Raw genomic sequence first — 17,957 nt, forward strand, 5'->3', positions numbered from 1 at the left:
ATGATTCCGTGTACTATCGGTGCCATGGAGACCTTGACCTACGGACAGGTCCTGGCCCGCTTCGGCCACGCCCTGTCCGACCCCACCCGCTCGCGCCTGCTGCTGGCGCTGCGCGAGGCCCCCGGCTACCCGGCCGACCTCGCCGCAACCCTCGGTGTCTCGCGCCAGTCCCTGTCGAACCACCTCGCCTGCCTGAGAGGCTGCGGCCTGGTCGTCGCCGCCCCCGAGGGCCGCCGCACCCGCTACGAACTCGCCGACGCCAGGCTCGGCCACGCCCTGGGCGACCTCCTCGGCGTCGTCCTCGCCGTTGACCCCAAGGCCTGCGACGCGACCGACGAGCAGGGCTGCTGCTAATGGCCTCGCCAATCCCGCTCGCGCGCAAGCCGACCGGTCCGAGTCCTGCGCGGCGCGCTCAGCTCACCCGGATCATCCGCTTCCTGGTCGCGGCCACCATCGCCTACAACGTGATCGAAGCCGCCGTCGCCCTGGTCGCCGGTTCGATCGCCTCCTCGACCGCCCTCATCGGTTTCGGACTCGACTCGATCATCGAAGTCGCCTCCGCCGCCGCGGTCGCCTGGCAGTTCTCCGCCTCGGACCCCGAGGTCCGCGAAGCGCGCGAGCACCGGGCGCTGCGCATCATCGCCCTCTCGTTCTTCGCCCTCGCCGCCTACGTCACCTTCGAGTCAGTCCGCAGCCTCCTCGGTGGCGGCGAAGCCGAACACTCCACGGTCGGCCTCGTCCTGGCCGCGGTCTCGCTCGCGGTCATGCCGTTCCTGTCCTTCGCGCAACGCCGGGCCGGGCGCGAACTCGGTTCGGCCACCGCCGTCGCCGATTCCAAGTAGACGCTGCTGTGCACCTACCTCTCGGCGGTCCTGCTGGTCGGGCTCGCGCTCAACAGTCTGTTCGGCTGGGCCTGGGCCGACCCGCTCGCCGCGATCGTCATCGCCGCCGTCGCCGTCAGGGAAGGCGTCGAAGCATGGAAGGGCGACAACTGCTGCACCCCCGCAGCCGCTGCCTTCGCGGCCGACACCGACGCAGCCGCTGGCTGTGACGACGGCTGCTGCGGCCACGACAAGTAACACCACTCCACCAACACCCAGCGGCGGCCGAGTTCAACGAACTCGGCCGCCACACTTGCCGATCCACCTCAGCTGAAGCGAGACGCCATCCGCGATCACTGCCACAACCAAGATGAAAAACAGCAGGTCAGCGGATCATCGACGCCTCAGCTCAATTGGGATCGGTCAACCTCGGTTCGAACACCGCTCGAAACGCCTCCGGCAGAGCGGCTCGCCTACGCGATCGCCGGGCGGCGCCCCCGCGCACGCGACGGAGGCCGTGTCACCCCCGGCGAGCTGGTCGATCACTCACGGCGCCCCGCGCGGAAACGGCGGAGGCAGGGCACGAGGTTTCGTCTCGACCGCCTCGAAGGGCGCGTCAGCCTCGGTCGACGGTGAGCTTGTCGCCCTGGCCGGTGGCGCCGACCTTCACCGTGTCGCCGTCGATGATCTTGCCTTCCAGGAGCTCGCGCGAGAGCGGATCGCCGATCGAGGTCTGGATCAGGCGGCGCAGCGGCCTGGCCCCGTAGACCGGGTCGAAGCCGCGCTCGGCCAGCCAGGACTTCGCCGCATCGTCCACGGTGAGCTTGAGCCGCCGCGTGTCCATGCGCCGCTGGAGCTGGCGCAGCTGCACGTCCACGATCGACTTGAGGTCCTCGTGCTCCAGAGCGTGGAAGATGACGATGTCGTCGAGCCGGTTGAGGAACTCGGGCTTGAAGTGGCCCCGGATCGCGCCCAGCACCGACTCGCGCTTGGCCTCGGCCTCCAGCGTCGGGTCGGTCAGCGACTGCGAGCCGAGGTTCGAGGTCATGATCAGGATGACGTTGCGGAAGTCGACCGTGCGGCCCTGCCCGTCGGTCAGGCGCCCGTCGTCGAGGACCTGGAGCAGCGTGTCGAAGACCCGCGTGTGCGCCTTCTCGACCTCGTCGAGCAGCACCACCGAGTACGGCCTGCGCCGCACCGGCTCGGTGAGCTGGCCGCCCTCCTCGTATCCGACATAGCCGGGCGGGGCGCCGATGAGGCGCGCCACCGAGTGCTGCTCGGTGTACTCGCCCATGTCGATGCGGATCATCGCCCGGTCGTCGTCGAACATGAACTCGGCGAGGGCCTTCGCCAGCTCGGTCTTGCCGACGCCGCTGGGCCCGGCGAAGATGAACGAGCCGGTGGGCCGGTTCGGATCGGACAGGCCCGCGCGGGCGCGGCGCAGCGCGTCGGAGACGACGGTGACCGCCTCCCGCTGGCCGACGACGCGCTCGCCGAGGACGCGCTCGGCATTGAGGAGCTTGTGCGTCTCGGACTCCTGGAGGCGCCCGGCGGGGATGCCGGTCCACGACGAGACGACGTCGGCGATCTCGTCGGCGTCGATCTCCTCCTTGAGCATCGGGGCCTCGGCGACCGGCTCGTCGGTGCGCTCGAGCTCGGCCTCGGCCACCGTCAGCTGCTGTTCGAGCTCGGGGATCTTGCCGTAGCGCAGCTGCGCGGCCTTCTCCAGGTCGTATTCGCGTTCGGCCCGCTCGGCCTGGGTGCGCAGGTCGTCGAGCTGCTCCTTGAGCTCGGAGACCTTGGAGATGCGGTCCTTCTCCGAGGCCCACTGGCGGCTCAGCGCCGCGAGGCGCTCGCGGGCGTCGGCCAGTTCGCGCTGGAGCGCCTGGAGCCGCTCGGCCGAGGCCGGGTCGTCGGTCTCGTTCTGGAGCGCGGTCTCCTCGATCTCGAGGCGGCGCACGGCCCGCTCGACCTCGTCGATCTCCTCGGGACGCGAGTCGATCTCGATGCGCAGGCGCGAGGCGGCCTCGTCGACCAGGTCGATGGCCTTGTCGGGGAGCTGGCGGTCGGTGATGTACCGGGCCGACAGCTGCGAGGCGGCCACCAGCGCGGAGTCGGTGATGCGCACGCCGTGGTGCACCTCGTAGCGCTCCTTGAGGCCGCGCAGAATGGCGACGGTGTCCTCGATGGACGGCTCGCCGACGTAGACCTGCTGGAAGCGGCGCTCCAGGGCCGCGTCCTTCTCGATGTGCTCGCGGTACTCGTTGAGCGTGGTCGCGCCGATCATGTGGAGCTCGCCGCGCGCCAGAGCGGGCTTGAGCATGTTCCCGGCGTCCATCGAGCCTTCGGACTTGCCGGCGCCGACCATGGTGTGCAGCTCGTCCATGAACGGGATGATCTCGCCGTCGGAGGACTTGATCTCCTCCAGCACGGACTTGAACCGCTCCTCGAACTGGCCGCGGTACTGGGCGCCGGCGATCATGCTGGCGAGGTCGAGGAGGATGACGCGGCGGTCCCTCAGGGAGTCGGGGACGTCGCCCGCGACGATGCGCTGGGCGAGCCCTTCGACGATGGCGGTCTTGCCGACGCCGGGCTCGCCGATGAGGACCGGGTTGTTCTTGGTGCGGCGGGACAGGACCTGGATGACGCGGCGGATCTCGGTGTCGCGGCCGATGACCGGGTCGACCTTGCCCGAGCGGGCGGTCTCGGTGAGGTCCACGCCGTACTTCTCGAGGGCCTTGTAGCCCTGCTCGGGGTCGGCGCTGGAGATCTTGCGATCACCGCCGCGCAGGGTCGGGAACGCGCTGAGCAGCTTCTTCTCGGTGGCGCCCTGCTCGGCGAGGTAGGAGCCGACCTCGCCGCCGGCCTGGACGAGCGCGGTGAGGAGGTGCTCGGTGGAGACGTACTCGTCGCCGTAGTCGGTGGCGATCTTGTCGGCGGCGTTGATGGCGCGCAGCGACTCCCGGGCCATGGAGGGCTCGGAGACGGACGGCCCCGAGGCGGAGGGCATCTCGTCGAGGCGGCGCTCGGTCTCGGCCGAGACGGCGCCGGGCGTGACGCCGACGAGCTGGAGCAGGCCCGGCGCGGTGGAGCCGTCGACGGTGATCAGCGCGTCGAGCAGGTGCCAGGGGTCGACCGCCGGGTTGCCGCCCGCGGCGGCGGTGCGGGCGGCCTGCGAGATGACTTCGCGGCTCTTGGTGGTCAAACGGTTGACGTCCACGTGTCTGTCTGCCTTCCTGGGCGCGATTTCGAGCAGTCGGTGGGATGACCGGAGTTGAGTCTATATGACTCAACTTTTGTGCGGCCAGCGTCTTGCCTCAGCTCACAGGGTAAGGCCCCGGAGCCGCCGGGCCCGGGGCTTCGGCGCAGCGGCGGGGCGAGTCCCGAACGCCGCGAATGACGTTCGGACGCGGCCGGCGCGGAGCCGAAAAAGCCCCGGGCCCTGGGGGGCCCGGGGGCTTGAGTGGGTTCGCGGTACTACTTGCGAGCGCCGGTCTTGCCGAAGATGGACTTGAGCTTGGCGACGAAGCCCGGCTTCGGGGAGGGCTTCTGGGCCTCGTCCTCGACGTCGGCCTTCTCGGCGGCCGGTTCCTCGATCTGGTCGATCTCGGGTTCCCGCTCCACCTTGGGCGCCTCGGCCTGGGCCGGGACGACCTTCTCGGGCTCGGGTTCCGGCTCCGGCTCGGCGGCCGGCTCCTCGACGGCCGCGGGCCGGTCCTCGGGCTCCAGCTCCACGGACTCGGCCACCGGCTCGGGTTCCGGCTCGGCTTCGACCACCGGCTCCGGTTCCGCAGCGGGCTCGGGTTCGGCGGCGGCCTCGGCGGCCGGGGCCTTCTCCGGCTCGGCGGCCGCTTCGGGTTCGGCCGCCTCTTCGGGTTCGGCCACTTCTTCGGGTTCGACAGTGGCGCCGTCGACGAGCAGTTCCTTCAGGTCGGCGAGCTTGATGACGGGCACGCCGGTCTCCTCGGCCTTCTTCACACGGGCCTCGGACGACTTCACCGTGTCGTCGATGAGCAAGTGCGTCACCGTCTTCGTGAACTTCGCGGCGATCGCGACATCTGCGTCGGCCGCGGCGATCTCGCGGGCCTCTTCGGCGTCCTGGCCTGTGCCCAGGACGATGATCCGGATCTTCGCTCCCGTCTTCGTCGGCACGGGGACCTCCCTTATTCGATGGAATACGGCTACAGGGGCACAACGGGTCTTAGTTGTCACGCTTCTTTGAGAGCGTACCGGTCGTCGACTCCGACTTCGCTGAGCGTAGACGGGAGAATCGCCGCTTCTACCGGGACCTTTGCTGCAATGCCGATTCGATGCCGCCGACCCGGTCGGACAGCAAGGTGATGGCCCCGACAGCCCTCGACATAGGATCGTCGTCGCCCCCGCCGAGCGTCTGCTCGCGACGGAACGCCTCCTTGACCGCCTCCCAACGGGCCCGCTGCTCCTCGGTCAAGCGGTCCCGCAGCTCCGCCAGTTTGAGCAGGTTCGCCTCGGCGCCGGAGGCCAGCGTCTGCGCCTCGCCCGCGTAGTGGTCGTCGATGAGCGCCTCGAGCTCCTCGTCGTTCATGACCGGAACCACCCGTTCGGTGAGTCGGTTCATGTTGCGGTAGGAGCCCTGGAGCAGGAACGGCGGCTCGGTGCGGGCGGCGTCGTCCATCGCGGCGGACGCGATGTACGCGAGGTTGTTCCGCAGCACGGTCTGCTGGACGCGGACGAGTTTGCGCAGCACGGAGAGGATCTGGTCGAGCTCCCCGGCCGCGTAGGCGTGTTGCAGGGCGTCGGGCGCGGCCGTCGGGTCGTCGGACGCCAGGCGGATGAGCAGCCGGATGTCGTCCCGGTCGCGCCCGGCCAGCGGGGCGAGCACGCTGTTCGAGGTCAGCGCGTTCTCGATGTAGGACTGGGCGAAGACCGCGTCGCGTCCGGACAGGACGTCGCCGAGGTTCCACACGTCGGCGCGGTTGGCGAGCATGTCGGGGATGCGGAACCGCTGCCCGGCCTCGGTGTACGGGTTGCCGGCCATGCAGACTGCGAAGCGCTTCCCGCGCAGGTCGTAGGTGCGGGTGCGGCCTCTCCAGACGCCCTCCATCTTGCGCTGGGCGTCGCACAGCGAGATGAACTTCTGGAGCAGCTCGGGGTTGGTGTGCTGGATGTCGTCCAGGTAGAGCAGGACGTTGTTGCCGCATTCGAGCGCGAAGTTGATCTTCTCGACCTCTTGGCGGGCGGTCGCGTTCGGCGCGTCGGCCGGGTCGACCGAGACGGTCTCGTAGCCGAGCGCGGGCCCGTTGACCTTGACCAGGAGCATCCCGAGCCGGTCGGCGACGTACTCCATGAGCGTGGTCTTGCCGTAGCCGGGCGGGGAGATGAGCATGAGCATGCCGGACTGGTCGGTGCGGCGCGCGTCCCCGGAGCCGGCGCCGATCTGCTTGGCGAGGTTGGAGCCGATGAGCGGCAGGTAGACCTCGTCGATGAGCTGGTTGCGCACGAAGCCGGCCATGACCTTCGGCTTGAACTCCTCGACGCGCAGCTCGCGCTTGTGGGCCTCGATGATCTCGCCGCGGCGGCGCTGGTAGGCGCGGTAGCCGGGCATGGTCCGCGCCGCGAACCGGGAAGTGCGCGCGAGGAACTCGTCCAAGCGGATCCGCAGCGCGCGGTTCTCGATGCGCGGATGGACGCCGAGCAGGCCGGCGACCTCGGAGGCCAGTTCGGCGGTGACGTCGTACGAGTCGGCCTCGGCCAGGAGCGTCGCGAGCGCCTCGGGCAGGTCCGCGGCGTCGAAGCGCTCGTCCTCGGTCCTGCGCAGGAAGGCGTCGAGCCAGTTCCAGGCCAGGCCCCACTGGGAGTACAGGTCGCCGTCGAGGGCCAGCAGGTCGTCCTCGAACGCGGCCTTCGCGGCCGGGCCGATCTGCCGCTCGAACGCGGCGAGCAGCTCGCGGGCGCGCCCGGAGGCGGCGAACGCTCCGGTGGCGGCGAGCTCCTCGGCGAGGTACTCGGCGGCGAGCTCGGTCTGCGGTTCGAGTTTGAAGCTGAAGTGGAGCGACAGCCGCGAGCCGTCGAGGAACGGCCCGAGCTCGCTTTCGAGCTCGGCGACGAGCCCGGCCATCGCGTCGGGGCGCCCGAAGGTCTCGCGGACCCGCGCCAGCGACCTGGCCTGGGCGGCGAGGCGCTCCCGGTCCTCCTTGTCGACGCCGTGGACCCAGTACAGGCGCGCTGCGGCCCGGCACGCGGGCGTGTAGCGCAGCGTCCCGGCCGCGGCGTGCAGCCGCAGGACCTCGGCGAGGATCGCGGCGGCGTCGGCGTCGTGGACGCCCCTCTCGTAGCCCTCGTCGTAGCGTTCGGCCGCCGCCGCGGAGACGAAGCGGGGCAGGTCCTCCTCGGCGAGGAGCTTCGCGGCGCCGTGCTCGGCCAGCAGTGAGGCGGCCAGGTGCTCGGCCCGGTAGACCTCGGCGTTCTCCGAGGCCAGTGACTGGTTCCAGTACCGCTTCGTGTCGGCGAAGGCCGGGTCGTCGACGACGTGGCGGTAGTCGGTGCCGGTGAGCGAGAACGCGAGTGCCTCTCCCGACGGCACCAGTGTGAGGTCCAGCGGCTGCGTGTTGACCGGGATGCGGTGCTCGCCGAAGCGGATCGCGTCCCCGTCGTACAGGTCGAGCTGGTCCTGGAGCGCCCGGCCCGCCTCTTGGCGGGTGGCCTGGATGCGGCCCTCGATCTCCTCGGCGCGGACGGTGTCGTCGAGTTCGCGCAGTTCGGCGACGACGCGCCTCAGCCGCTCGATCATCGGGTCGGTCGCGAAGTAGGTGTTGACCTCGTCCAGGGAGGACAGCGAGGCGCTGCGGCGGGCGACCGCTTCGAGGATGCGGTCGGCCGAGGCGGCGAGCCGCTCGGCGCGCCGGGCGGCCTCGTCGAGCAGGTTCTGCTTGCGCGAGGAGAACGCCTCGTAGACGTCGGTGCGCTTGTCGGCCAACTGGGCGAGGAAGTCGTCGAAGTCGGCGAAGCGGGTCTCGAGGTTCTCGACGGTCAGCAGCAGGCGCCCGAGCTGCTCGTCGCAGTCGGCGGGCGTGTTCGCGGCGGCGAGCGCGGCGGTGACGGCCTGTCCGAGCAGGGCGTACTCGGCGGCGAACTCGGCCCGGCCCTCGCCGACGGACAGCTCGCGGCGGCGGGCGGCGAGGGTGGCGCGGGTGCGGTTGACGGCGGCCAGGACCTCCGAGACGCGCCCGAGGATGGCGGTGCGGACGGTCGCGTCGCCGATCTCCAGAGTGGAGACGACCTCGGTGAGGGTCTCCAGGCCGTGCTGGCGGGCGTCGAGGTCCTCGACCAGCGGGGCGGACCCGGCGACGGTCTCGATGCGTTCGGCCTTGTGCTCGAGCTCGCCGATCTCGGCGAAGTAGGGCGCGAAGGCGTCCTCGCGTTCGAGGAAGGCGACGGCCCGCCTGCCGGTGCCGTCGAGGCATTCGCCCAGCTCGGCCTCCATGCCGTCGATGCGCTCGGTGTCGACGTAGCGGAGGTCGCGGAGGGTGACCAGGTGGCCTTGGGCGCCGCGCAGTTCGGTGAGCAGCCCGACCCACTGCTCGGCGGACTTCGGGGCCTCGCCGCGGGCGCGGCGCAGGAGCTTCAGCGTGTCGGTCTCGGCCTGCGCCAGGGCCTTGCCGGCCTCGGCGGTCAGCTCGGCGACGGTGGCGTACTCGTCGAGGACGGCCTCGGCGGTGTCGCGGACGCTGCGCAGCGTCTCGTCGAGCGCGAACAGGCCCTCGTCGCCGAGCCACGGGTAGTCGTCGAGGCAGCGGGTGGCGGCGGCGATGAGCGCCTCGAACACGGCCTGGCCGGGCCGCATCTCGCGGACCATGCGCGCCACCGAGAGCGCGTCGGAGACGGCGCGGACGGCCTCGGCGTTGCCGATGCGGTGGATCGGGGTGTCGCCGCTCTCGTGGGCGGCGGCGTGGGCCTCGGAGACGAAGGGCGTCTCCCACACCTGCATGGGGTGGACGCGGGTGGCCTCGTCGCCGGTGAAGCGGAAGGCGAGCAGGGTGCCGTCGTCGAAGATCGAGTAGCCGTGGACGGTCATCGGCGCGGCGACTTCCTTGCGGATGACGTTGTACGGCAGCAGGAGCGAGCGGCCCTCGGATTCGTGGTAGAAGACGAAGAGGACGTCTTCGCCGTTGGGGGAGCGGATCACGCGCTTGAAGCGCAGGTCCGTGGTGTCGTGGTCGAAGGTCTTGAGCTTGCCCTCGTTGAGGTAGTAGCCGCCGGGGAAGATGATGCCGTGGTCTTCGGGCAGGCGGCGGCAGGCCGCGCCGACGGCGTCGGCGCGCTGGACCTCGCCGGTGCGGCGGTTGTAGATCAGGTAGCGGGTCTGCGTCTCCTTGTAGGGCAGGATCCGCAGCAGGATCAGCGGCCCGACGCGGGCGTAGGCGATCGAGGCGTCGGCCAGCGACTGGAGGGGCTCGGCGACGGGCTCGGAGAAGATGCCCTCGCCGGTCTCGGTGTTGTCCTCGACCTTGACGGTGAGCGTGCCGCCGGTGCACTCGACGAAGATCTCGTCCTCGATGGACACGTGCGGGTGGCGGCCGGTGACGTGGTCGTCCCGGCTGGTCTCGACCCACTCGAAGTCGTACGGCTCGGGCCAGACGTTGTCGGCCTCGCCGCGGGCGTCCAGGTACTCGGCGGTGCCGTCGGGGCGCAGCTGCCAGCGCAGGACGCGCTGGTCGGCGAGGTTCTCGCCGATGCGGAAGACCGCGAGCAGGCGGGTGTCGACCTGGCGCACCTGGAGCAGCTCGGTCGAGCGGTAGTACCGGTACATCTCGGTGAAGTCGGCGGTGAAGCGCGCGTCGTCGAGGACGTGCCCGGCCTGCTCGACCTCGGCGAAGGAGAACTTGCCGTCCTCGGCGGCGAACTCGTGGAGGGCGAAGACGTCGCCCACGTCGGTGTGGGACTTGAGGCCCATGTGGACGTTGTAGCCGAAGAGGAGGTGCCCGCCGACCTGCACCATGTCGCGCGGGACGCAGTTGTTGGCGGTGCGGATGCGGGTGGTGCCCGCGAGGCGCAGCTCGGTCGAGCCGAAGGCCTCGGTGCGGGCGGCGTTGAGCGTCTCGGCGCGGCCGGTCAGCTCGGTGGCGAAGTCGGCGAGGCGGGTCGACAGGACTTCATAGGTGCCGACGTCAAGGGCACTGTCGGGGGTGCTCGCTGCGCCGTCGCCGGCGGCGTCGGGTGCGGCGGTGTTCTCTTCGGCCATGGTCGTCCCTCTACGGTTCTGCGGTAACCACGAGTCTCGTCTCGGAAGGCGCGGGGCCGCCGCACGGGATCGGCGATCCCGTGCGGCGGCCCGGGGGCCTATCGTGCGGTCATCTCGACGGCCGGGCGCTCGGCGACGCCGAGCTCCTTGGCCTTGACGAGCAGGCCGTCCAGCATGTCGCGGTCACCGCCGCCGCCCTGGATGAGCTTGAGCAGCGCGGCCGAGACGGTCAGGTTCTTGATGTCCTCGGTGCCGACGGCGGACAGGACGCTCTTGAGGTCCTCGGAGAACGAGGTGCTCCCGTTCGCCCAGGTGGCGGCGATCGAGGAGGCCACGTCGGAGTGCTCGACGAAGCCGTCGACGGCCTTGCCGTAGCCGATCGCGCCGACCACCCGGTCGAAGAACTGGGTGTCGCCGCCGACCAGCGAGATGTCGGCCTTCGAGAGCCCGGCGGCGATGATGGAGGCCTGCTGCTCGGCGATGGCGCGCCGCGCCTCGATCTCGGCGCCGCGCAGCTCCTTCTCCATCTCGAGCCGCAGGCGGTACTCCTCGTGCGCCTGGGAGGCGGTGGAGAGGGCGTCCATCGCGGCGGCCTTCTCGGTCAGGCCCGCCGACTCGGCGACGAGCTTCTCGCGCAGGGCGTCGGCCTCGGCCGTGCCCTTCGCGGCGGTCGCGTCGGCCTCGGCCTTGCCGATCGCGGAGTAGGCCTCGGCCTCGGCCCTGCCCTTCGCCTCGGCGGCCTTGGCCTCGGCCAGCCCGCCCTTCTCGATCGCGTCGGCCTCGGCCTCGCGGACCTGCACCTCGGCCAGGCCGGGCGCGGCGGCCAGGGCCTTGTCGCCCTCGGCCTGGCGGATCTTGGCGGCGGCCTCCATCTCGGCGGCCTGCTGGGCGGCCTCGGCCTCGGTCAGGCGCTGGCGCGCGAGGTGCTTGGACGCGGCCTCGGCGGCCTCGGCGGCCTTGATGTCCTTGACCAGGTTCTCCTGGGCCTCGGCCTCGGCGAGGATGATGACCTTCTGGCGCTCGCGCTCGGCCTCTTCGGTGGCCCTCAGGCGCTTGATGCCCTCTTCCTGCTCGGCGACGGTCTTCTCGACGGCGATGCGCTCGCGGATGACGTCGGCGATGTCGCGCTTCTGGGCCTCGAGCTCCTTGTTCGCGGCGATGCGGGCCAGTTCCTCTTCGCGCTCGCGGGCGACGACCTCGAGGATGCGGTCCTTCTCGATCCGCTCGGACTCGACGGCGATGACGCGCTCGCGGTTCTTCTCGGCGACGGCGATCTCGCGCAGGCGGTTCTCGTGCTGGATCCCGGTGGCCTCTTCGGTCTTGATGCGCGCGGTCTCGGACTTGAGGCGCTCCTCGGACTGGACCTTCTGGATCTCGGCGCTCTCGCGGGCCCGGAGGGTCTCGATCTCGCGCTGCTGGCGGATCTCGGCCTCCTCTTGGCGGCGCTCGAGCTCGAGCACGGCCTCGCGGGCCTCGACGTCCTGGCGCTTGATCTCCTTCTCCTCGTGGCGCCGGTACTCGTTGGTGGTGACCGCCTCTTTGGCGGTCAGCTCGGTGATCTTGCGGATGCCCTGCGCGTCGAGGATGTTCTGCGGGTCGAGCACCGTCATCGGCGTCTGCTCGAGGTAGTCGATGGCGGCGTCCTCGAGCGAGTAGCCGTTGAGGTCGGTGCCGATGACGTGGATGATGCGGTCGCGGAACTCGTCGCGGTTGGTGTAGAGGTCGGTGAAGTCGAGCTGCTTGCCGACGGTCTTGAGCGCCTCGGAGAACTTGGCGTTGAACAGCTCCTGAAGCGTCTCCTGGTCGGAGGCGCGCTTGGTGCCGATCGAGTTGGCGACGTTGCGGACGTCGTCGGCGGTGGCGTTGACGCGCACGAAGAACGTGATCGAGATGTCGGCGCGGATGTTGTCCTGGCAGATCAGGCCGTCTTTGCCGTTCCGGTTGATCTCGATGGTCTTGACCGAGATGTCCATGTACTCGGCCTTGTGGATGATCGGCAGGACCAGCGCCGAGGTGAAGGACACCTTGCGGGTGCGCAGCTTGGTGACGACCAGGGCTTGACCGGGGGCCACCTTCCGGTAGAGCCGGACGATCATGAGCAGCAGGCCCACGAAGATGACCGCGGCCACTACGAGCGTGACCAGTGTCGCCGAGTTGGCAGTGTCCATGGTGGTTCCTTATTGAGACTTCGGGGGGGACGGGATTTCAGGGGCTTGGGTTCGGGCGTCTTCACACATTACTGAGCGTTGTCAACTCACGGGGTACGGGCGCTCGCCGGATCCCGCCTTTCGGTACTCCGGCCGTGCGAGCGGGCGTCAGAGCGTGCGGCGCCGCGAAGCGGCACGCCGGATGCCCTCGAGCCGGGACCGAGCGTCGCGGCGCCGCCTGTTCCGACGGCGTTCGACCTCCAAGTCCCTTTTCCACTGCGGCCACCGCTCCCAGTTGCGGCGGCGCTCGGCCATGCCGATGAGCGCGGTCAGCAGCGCCGGGATCCAGGGAAGCCACAGCGGGCGCAGCAGCAGCGAGGCCGAGACGGGTCCGCCACCGGCCTCGGCGTGGTCGGCCACCGCCGACCACGCCCCGATCAGCATGAACACGGCGAACACGATCACGAACGCCGGGAAGGTGGCGGAGGACCACACCACCGTCTCGCGGCCGCGCCGTTCCAGACGCCGCTCGACCGCGGCCTCGTGCTCCTCGACGTCGCGCTGGAATCGCTCGGCGCGCTCGACCTCGGCGTGGGCGGGCAGCTCGGGGCCGGGGTCGATCTTGGCCCAGACGAGCACCGCGAGGAGCAGCGCGGCGGCGAGGATGAGCGCGCACCCGCCGAGGAGGGCCAGCGCCGCCAGCAGCGCGATTCCCGCCGACATCAGTCGCGGTCCCGGTCAGCCGACCGCCTCGACCTGCCGCGCCAGCCCAGCAGCACCGCGACCGCGACGATGAGCACCCCGACCGCGCCGGTCAGCGCCCACGCCGCGAACACGAGCCCCCAGCCCGGGATTTCAAACCACTCGCCCACGCTGCCCTCCGCGCGACCGCGCTGTTCTTCCGGCTCGGTCGAGCCGTCCGACTCCTTGACGCCCGACGCGGCGCGCCTCGGGCCCGAACTCGGTGCCGGTGAGCGCGCCGCCGACGCTCACGGTGACGGCGACCTCGCCCTCCTCGGACTCGACGCGGACGCTGACCTCCGCGATCTTCTCCTGCATGTCGTCCGCTCGGCTTCGCATGGTGGCCATGCGCTGCTCGAAATCGCGCATGCGGCCTTCGTGATCCGCCAAGATCGAGGGTCTCCCGGCGCTCTGACGCTGTTCTTCACGGACCATTTGCGCTTCTTGTGAGGGAGTGGGATGGTTGGGCCGAGCCAGTGCATCGACGAGACGCCAAGACGCCTGGGGCCGTTCACGGCACGTCGAGACTGACCTCGGGCGGCATCGCGACCGGCACGACGAGGAAGACCTTGGCGCTCTCGTCGTAGTCGAAGATCACGAGCTTCGAGTGACGCGAGAACAGCTCGTCGTCGATGCCGTCGGGTTCGTGGACGGAGCGCCGCACGTTGATGAGGTGGATCGTGCCGTCCTCTTCGGCCAGTTCGGCCTGGCCGGTGTCGGTGGTGACGGTGCCGGTCCTGACGACGCAGACCTTGCCGATCAGGTCGCGGTGGGCCGTGGCGGGCGCATCGGCGAAGATCTTGGACAGCGGCCCGGACAGCAGCTTCGCGCCCAGCATGCCGACCCCGATCCCGGCCACGAGCATGGCGACGCCGGAGACCGCCGCGGGGACGACCATGTCGGCGCTGCGCACCCACGTGGTGCCGAGCACGGTCACTATCCAGCCCAATGTGATCCACAGCGAGAGCACCACTGTGAACGGCACTTCGCCGAACCCGAACGCCGACCAGAAGGAGCCGCCCGTCTCCACTTCGGCGTCGACGTCGGCCCCGAAGGGGACGACGTCGACGTCCAATGCGCCCAGGATGACGACGATCCAGTACAGGAAGACCGCGATGAGACCGAAGGAGAACACGATCGCAGGAAACGACAGGGCTACTTCCAGGAACTCGGTCATGGGTCTTCGGGTCCTTGTCTTCCGCTCGCGTGGGCGCTTGTGCGAACGGCGTACGGCGGGCGGGCGGCACAGTCCGGTCAACAAGATTCGGGTCTGCATTCAGATTAATGCACGCGGGCACTCGGCGGTAGGTTGCTCCGAGCCGACTATCCTGTGACCGGTCGAACAGCCCTCGCAGGCCGGGGGCGACCCGAGAGGAGGTCCGGTGCCCGGTTTCCGCTCCACACTGGCGAATGCGGCCGCGGGCTGCGACATCGCCGCGGCCCGGCTCGCCTCGGCCCGTCAGTGGCTCGGCGAGGCCGCCTTCAGGACGCCGGTGGACCCGGCGCTCTTGGACGCCGAACGTCAGATATCCGACGCGGCCGCCGCCTCCGCCGCGCATCTGCGCGAAGACCCCGAGCTCCTGGCCGCCGGGCAGGTGCTCCTCCACGAAGGACGACGCTTCCCGCTCCTGGTGCCGTTCGGCGCGAGGGGCCACCTGGCGACGAGCGTCGACGCCCGCGTCGACGGCGTCGCCGCGCTGGTCAGGGCCGCGATCCTGCACACGCTGGCCCACCACGAGCCGGGGAAGGTGCGCGTGGCGGGCATCGACACCGCCACGCTCGGGGCGACGTTCGCGCCGCTGCGGCCGCTCGCGGACGCGGGCGTCATCGAGGCCGTCGCCACCGACGCGCGCTCGGCGGCCGACGTCGTCGCGGCGGCCGAGACCCAGGTGTCCGAGAGCATCGCGGGGCGCCGCACCGACCGGCTGCTGCTGGCGATCGCCTCCCTCGGGGAGGCGCCGAGGACGCTCGTCGAACGCGTCCACGCGCTGGCGCGCTCGGGGCTCGCGCACGGCGTCACCGTCCTCGGCTGCGGGCTCCCCGAGCTGCCGCAGGCGACGGTGATGCACCAGGCGGGCGAGCGCGTCGAAGTGTCCAACCCGCCCGCGGCGCCGATCTCGCGCGGCGAGCGGCTGGCCGCGCCGGTCGCCTGGCCCGAGGGCGCCGCCCCCTCCTATCTGGCCGGCGAGGCCGCGCGCCTGGCCGAGCGCGCCAGGGCCGCGGCGACGCTCACCTTCGACGACCTCATCCCCGACGTCCCGCTCGGCGAGGACCCGTCGAGCGGTCTGGAGGTCCTGATCGGGCGCGACGCGGCCGGGGAGGTGCGGATGCGCTTCGACGACGCCACGCCGCACTGGCTCGTCGGCGGGCGCACCGGCGGCGGCAAGACGGTGTTCCTGCTCGACGTGCTCTACGGGCTGGCCTCGCGCTACTCCCCCTCCGACCTGGCGCTGTTCCTGCTCGACTTCAAGGAGGGCGTCTCGTTCACCGAGTTCATCCCCACCGAGCGGGACGACACCTACATCCCGCACGCCCGCGCCGTCGGCGTCGAGTCCGACCGGGAGTACGGGCTGGCGGTGCTGCGGGCGCTGAACGAGGAGATGACGACCCGGTCGACGGTGATGAAGCGCTACGGCGTGGCCGGTTTCGCGGGGCTGCGGCGCCACGAGTCGTATCCGAGGATCGTGTGCGTCGCCGACGAGTTCCAGGTGCTGCTGGCCGGGAACGACAAGGTCGCCTCCGAGGCCGTCGCGCTGCTGGAGAACCTCGCCCGCAAGGGCCGCTCGTACGGCGTGCACCTGGTGCTGGCCTCGCAGACGATCTCGGGGATCGAGGCGCTGTGGTCGAAGAAGGACTCGATCTTCGGGCAGTTCCCGATGCGCGTGGCGCTGCCGGGGGCGCGGACGATCCTGGAGCCGAACAACGACGCGGCGACGCGGATCTCGCTGGGGCAGGTGGTGGTCAACACCGAGGGCGGCACCGCCGGGGCCGACCGGGTGGCGCGCTTCCCCGACACCGACGCCGAGGTGATGCTGCGGCTGCGCGAGCAGCTGCGGGCCGCGCACTCGGACTTCGGGGCGCCGCGCGTGTTCTACGGCTACCGTCCCGTGCACTTCGCCGAGACGCTGCCAGGCGAGCGCCGGCCCGGCCGGGTGCTGCTCGGCCGCGAGGTGTCGCTGCGGCTCGAGGCCGCGGGCGTCGACCTCGACGCGCGGCCCGGCCGCCACCTGGCGATCCTCGGCTCCGACCCGGCCGGCGGCGAGGCGCTGGAGGCCGCGGCGCAGAGCCTGGCGTACCACGCCCCGCCCGAGCGGGAGGTGTGGGCGGTGGACTTCACCGAGGGCTACAACCTGCCGAACATCGGCTACAACCTTCCCCCTGGGGACTTCGCGAGCAAACTTCCCGAAGTCCCCGACAACACCGTGATCCTGGCGTGGGGCCTCGAAGCGGCCTCGCTCGACGTGAAGGGGCAGCAGGCGCTTCGGGCGCTGCTGCGCACCGGCCCCGCCCGCGGCGTCCACCTGCTGGCCTGGTGGCGGATCTACCGCCGCTTCCTCGACGACATCGGCGGCACCGCCGGACGCGAGGACGTCGCCTGCACGCTCGTGCTCAACCTGCCCGGATCCGAGCTCTTCGGCCACTTCGGGCAGCAGTTCCAGCACTGGAGCCCGCGCCCGGGGCGGGCGCTCCTGATCGACCGCCACGCCGACACCGGCTCGGGCCGCCTCATCGTGCCCTTCACCCGCCCCTCGGCCGGGGCGACCACGGAAAGGGACCGCGTGTGAGCGCCTTCGACGACTACCTCGCCCAGCTGAGGCGCCTCGACGAGGCGCGGCGCGGCGCCGACGAGGCCGCCGCGCGCTCCGCCTCGGTGACCGAGTCGCTGGGGCAGCGGACCGAGCGGCTCGCCGAACAGGCCGCCTCGCAGCGCGCCGCCGTCGACGAACTCGCCCGCGCCGCCCGCACCGAGCCGCCCCCGCGCGTCGCCGGGGCGCCGCTCGGCGGCGACCCGGCCGTCGAGATCGACGCCGCCGAGGCCGACCTGCAAACGGCCGCGACCGAACTCGAAGACGCCCGCTTCCTGGCGCACCGGCCGCCGTGGCTGCCGCGCTGGCGCACCGACGAGCGCAACGGCCTCGTCTACGGCCTGTTCGCGCTCGCCTCGCTGCTGGTGCAACTGCTGGTGCTGCGGCTGGTGAAGGCCGACGACCTGATGGGGGCGATCGTGCTCGCCGCGGTCGTCGTCGCCTGCCCGCTGCTGGCGTTCGCCTTGGCCTGGTTGACCATCGGGGTGACCTCGCGCCCGCGCATCACCGACGAGGAGAAGAAGCTCGAACGCAACTTCCGCCTCGGCCTGGTGCTGTGCGGCTCCACGCTGATCGTCTCCTGCTTCGGCTTCTTCAGCTGAGCCCCTTGGGTTGTCGGGAACCCGACAGATGCCGGTCGGTGGCGCGCCGTGTCGTTAGGCCGGTGTTCGAACGAGCGCTCGTAATGTCCCGGCCGTGACCACTTATGAGCACGAAGCGCCTTTGCGGCTGCTTCAAGACAACCCGAAGCTCGCCGAAGAGCTGTACTGCGGGCTGCTCGGCCAACGCCTCCCGGACTACACCGACGTCAGATCCGGTTCGGAGGCGATGACCCGCGGCGACGACGCGGTCATTCGCAACTGCGACAACGTCGCGGTCTACTACTTCGGTGAAAAGCCGGCCTTCGCGCTGCTCTTCGAGGTGCAGCGCGGTAAGGACAACGACAAGCACTACAGCTGGCTCGACTACATCGCATCGGCGCGGACCCGACTCCAATGCCCGGTGGCGCTGGTCGTGATCACCTTCGACGAGGCCACGGCCAGGTGGGCGAACTCGCCCATCGAGACGGGCCATCCGGGCCTCATCTTGCACCCGCTGGTCATCGGCCCGGACCAGATCCCGGTCATCACCGACCCCGATGAAGGACGCGAGAACGTCTCAGTGGCACTGCTCTCGCTCGTCGCCCACGGCGGCGGCGATCGGGGCGGCGACGTCATACGGG

11 protein-coding genes and 1 pseudogene are annotated in these 17,957 nt (G+C 70.8%); 4 read left to right on the plus strand and 8 right to left on the minus strand.

The features are described from left to right. The first annotated feature begins 24 nt into the window (after positions 1-24). Together YWW_RS0100080 and YWW_RS27405 are read left to right on the plus strand one after the other, a co-directional pair. Positions 25-354: an ArsR/SmtB family transcription factor gene (locus YWW_RS0100080; protein ID WP_026928488.1), complete on the plus strand. Its 330-nt coding sequence runs from the start codon at positions 25-27 to the stop codon at positions 352-354. Continuing rightward, a pseudogene (locus YWW_RS27405) lies at positions 354-1,079 on the plus strand (cation diffusion facilitator family transporter). Before YWW_RS0100080 ends, YWW_RS27405 begins: the two are co-directional and overlap by 1 nt. A gap of 358 nt (positions 1,080-1,437) precedes the next feature. On the opposite strand, the gene clpB reads toward YWW_RS27405, so the two are convergent. From clpB to YWW_RS0100125, 8 genes are all read right to left on the minus strand, one after another. Further along, entirely contained in the window at positions 1,438-4,041 is a 2,604-nt protein-coding gene (gene clpB / locus YWW_RS0100090) for an ATP-dependent chaperone ClpB (protein WP_026928489.1), read from the minus strand. 257 nt (positions 4,042-4,298) lie between these two features. Then, a complete protein-coding gene (locus YWW_RS36730) occupies positions 4,299-4,973 on the minus strand; it encodes a hypothetical protein (protein ID WP_026928490.1) in 675 nt (224 codons plus the stop codon). Between the two features lie 127 nt (positions 4,974-5,100). Next, on the minus strand, positions 5,101-10,041 hold the full coding sequence (locus YWW_RS0100100) for a DNA repair ATPase (RefSeq protein ID WP_026928491.1): 4,941 nt from the start codon (positions 10,039-10,041) through the stop codon (positions 5,101-5,103). Between the two features lie 98 nt (positions 10,042-10,139). Then, positions 10,140-12,209, minus strand: coding sequence for an SPFH domain-containing protein (locus tag YWW_RS0100105; protein WP_026928492.1), 2,070 nt, complete (start codon positions 12,207-12,209; stop codon positions 10,140-10,142). Positions 12,210-12,356: 147 nt separating this feature from the next. Further along, complete coding sequence (locus YWW_RS0100110; RefSeq protein WP_026928493.1) at positions 12,357-12,911, minus strand: hypothetical protein; 555 nt, start codon at positions 12,909-12,911, stop codon at positions 12,357-12,359. Further along, on the minus strand, positions 12,911-13,060 hold the full coding sequence (locus tag YWW_RS35580) for a hypothetical protein (RefSeq protein WP_155829738.1): 150 nt from the start codon (positions 13,058-13,060) through the stop codon (positions 12,911-12,913). The genes YWW_RS0100110 and YWW_RS35580 overlap by 1 nt, the downstream gene beginning before the upstream one ends. Then, a complete protein-coding gene (locus YWW_RS0100120; protein WP_026928494.1) occupies positions 13,044-13,298 on the minus strand; it encodes a YbaB/EbfC family nucleoid-associated protein in 255 nt (84 codons plus the stop codon). Before YWW_RS0100120 ends, YWW_RS35580 begins: the two co-directional genes overlap by 17 nt. A 142-nt stretch (positions 13,299-13,440) precedes the next feature. Further along, complete coding sequence (locus tag YWW_RS0100125; protein ID WP_026928495.1) at positions 13,441-14,106, minus strand: hypothetical protein; 666 nt, start codon at positions 14,104-14,106, stop codon at positions 13,441-13,443. Positions 14,107-14,311: 205 nt separating this feature from the next. Between YWW_RS0100125 and YWW_RS27415 the strand changes: the two genes are divergently transcribed. Together YWW_RS27415 and YWW_RS0100135 are read left to right on the plus strand one after the other, a co-directional pair. Further along, positions 14,312-16,714 carry an FtsK/SpoIIIE domain-containing protein gene (locus tag YWW_RS27415; RefSeq protein ID WP_051325197.1) on the plus strand — a complete coding sequence of 801 codons (2,403 nt, stop codon included), beginning with the start codon at positions 14,312-14,314 and terminating at the stop codon, positions 16,712-16,714. Next, entirely contained in the window at positions 16,711-17,337 is a 627-nt protein-coding gene (locus YWW_RS0100135; RefSeq protein ID WP_026928496.1) for a hypothetical protein, read from the plus strand. The genes YWW_RS27415 and YWW_RS0100135 overlap by 4 nt, the downstream gene beginning before the upstream one ends. Positions 17,338-17,957: the final 620 nt, after the last annotated feature.

It is taken from the genome of Glycomyces tenuis DSM 44171 (assembly GCF_000427885.1).
In the GTDB taxonomy this organism is placed as follows: domain Bacteria; phylum Actinomycetota; class Actinomycetes; order Mycobacteriales; family Micromonosporaceae; genus Glycomyces; species Glycomyces tenuis.

What these genes read in the sequence shown, in the direction of transcription:
- YWW_RS0100080 (WP_026928488.1), top strand. Translation starts at nt 25, where the DNA reads ATGGAGACCTTGACCTACGGACAGGTCCTGGCCCGCTTCGGCCACGCC.
- YWW_RS0100100 (WP_026928491.1), bottom strand. Translation starts at nt 10,041, where the DNA reads ATGGCCGAAGAGAACACCGCCGCACCCGACGCCGCCGGCGACGGCGCA.
- YWW_RS0100105 (WP_026928492.1), bottom strand. Translation starts at nt 12,209, where the DNA reads ATGGACACTGCCAACTCGGCGACACTGGTCACGCTCGTAGTGGCCGCG.
- YWW_RS0100110 (WP_026928493.1), bottom strand. Translation starts at nt 12,911, where the DNA reads ATGTCGGCGGGAATCGCGCTGCTGGCGGCGCTGGCCCTCCTCGGCGGG.
- YWW_RS0100120 (WP_026928494.1), bottom strand. Translation starts at nt 13,298, where the DNA reads ATGCGCGATTTCGAGCAGCGCATGGCCACCATGCGAAGCCGAGCGGAC.
- YWW_RS0100125 (WP_026928495.1), bottom strand. Translation starts at nt 14,106, where the DNA reads ATGACCGAGTTCCTGGAAGTAGCCCTGTCGTTTCCTGCGATCGTGTTC.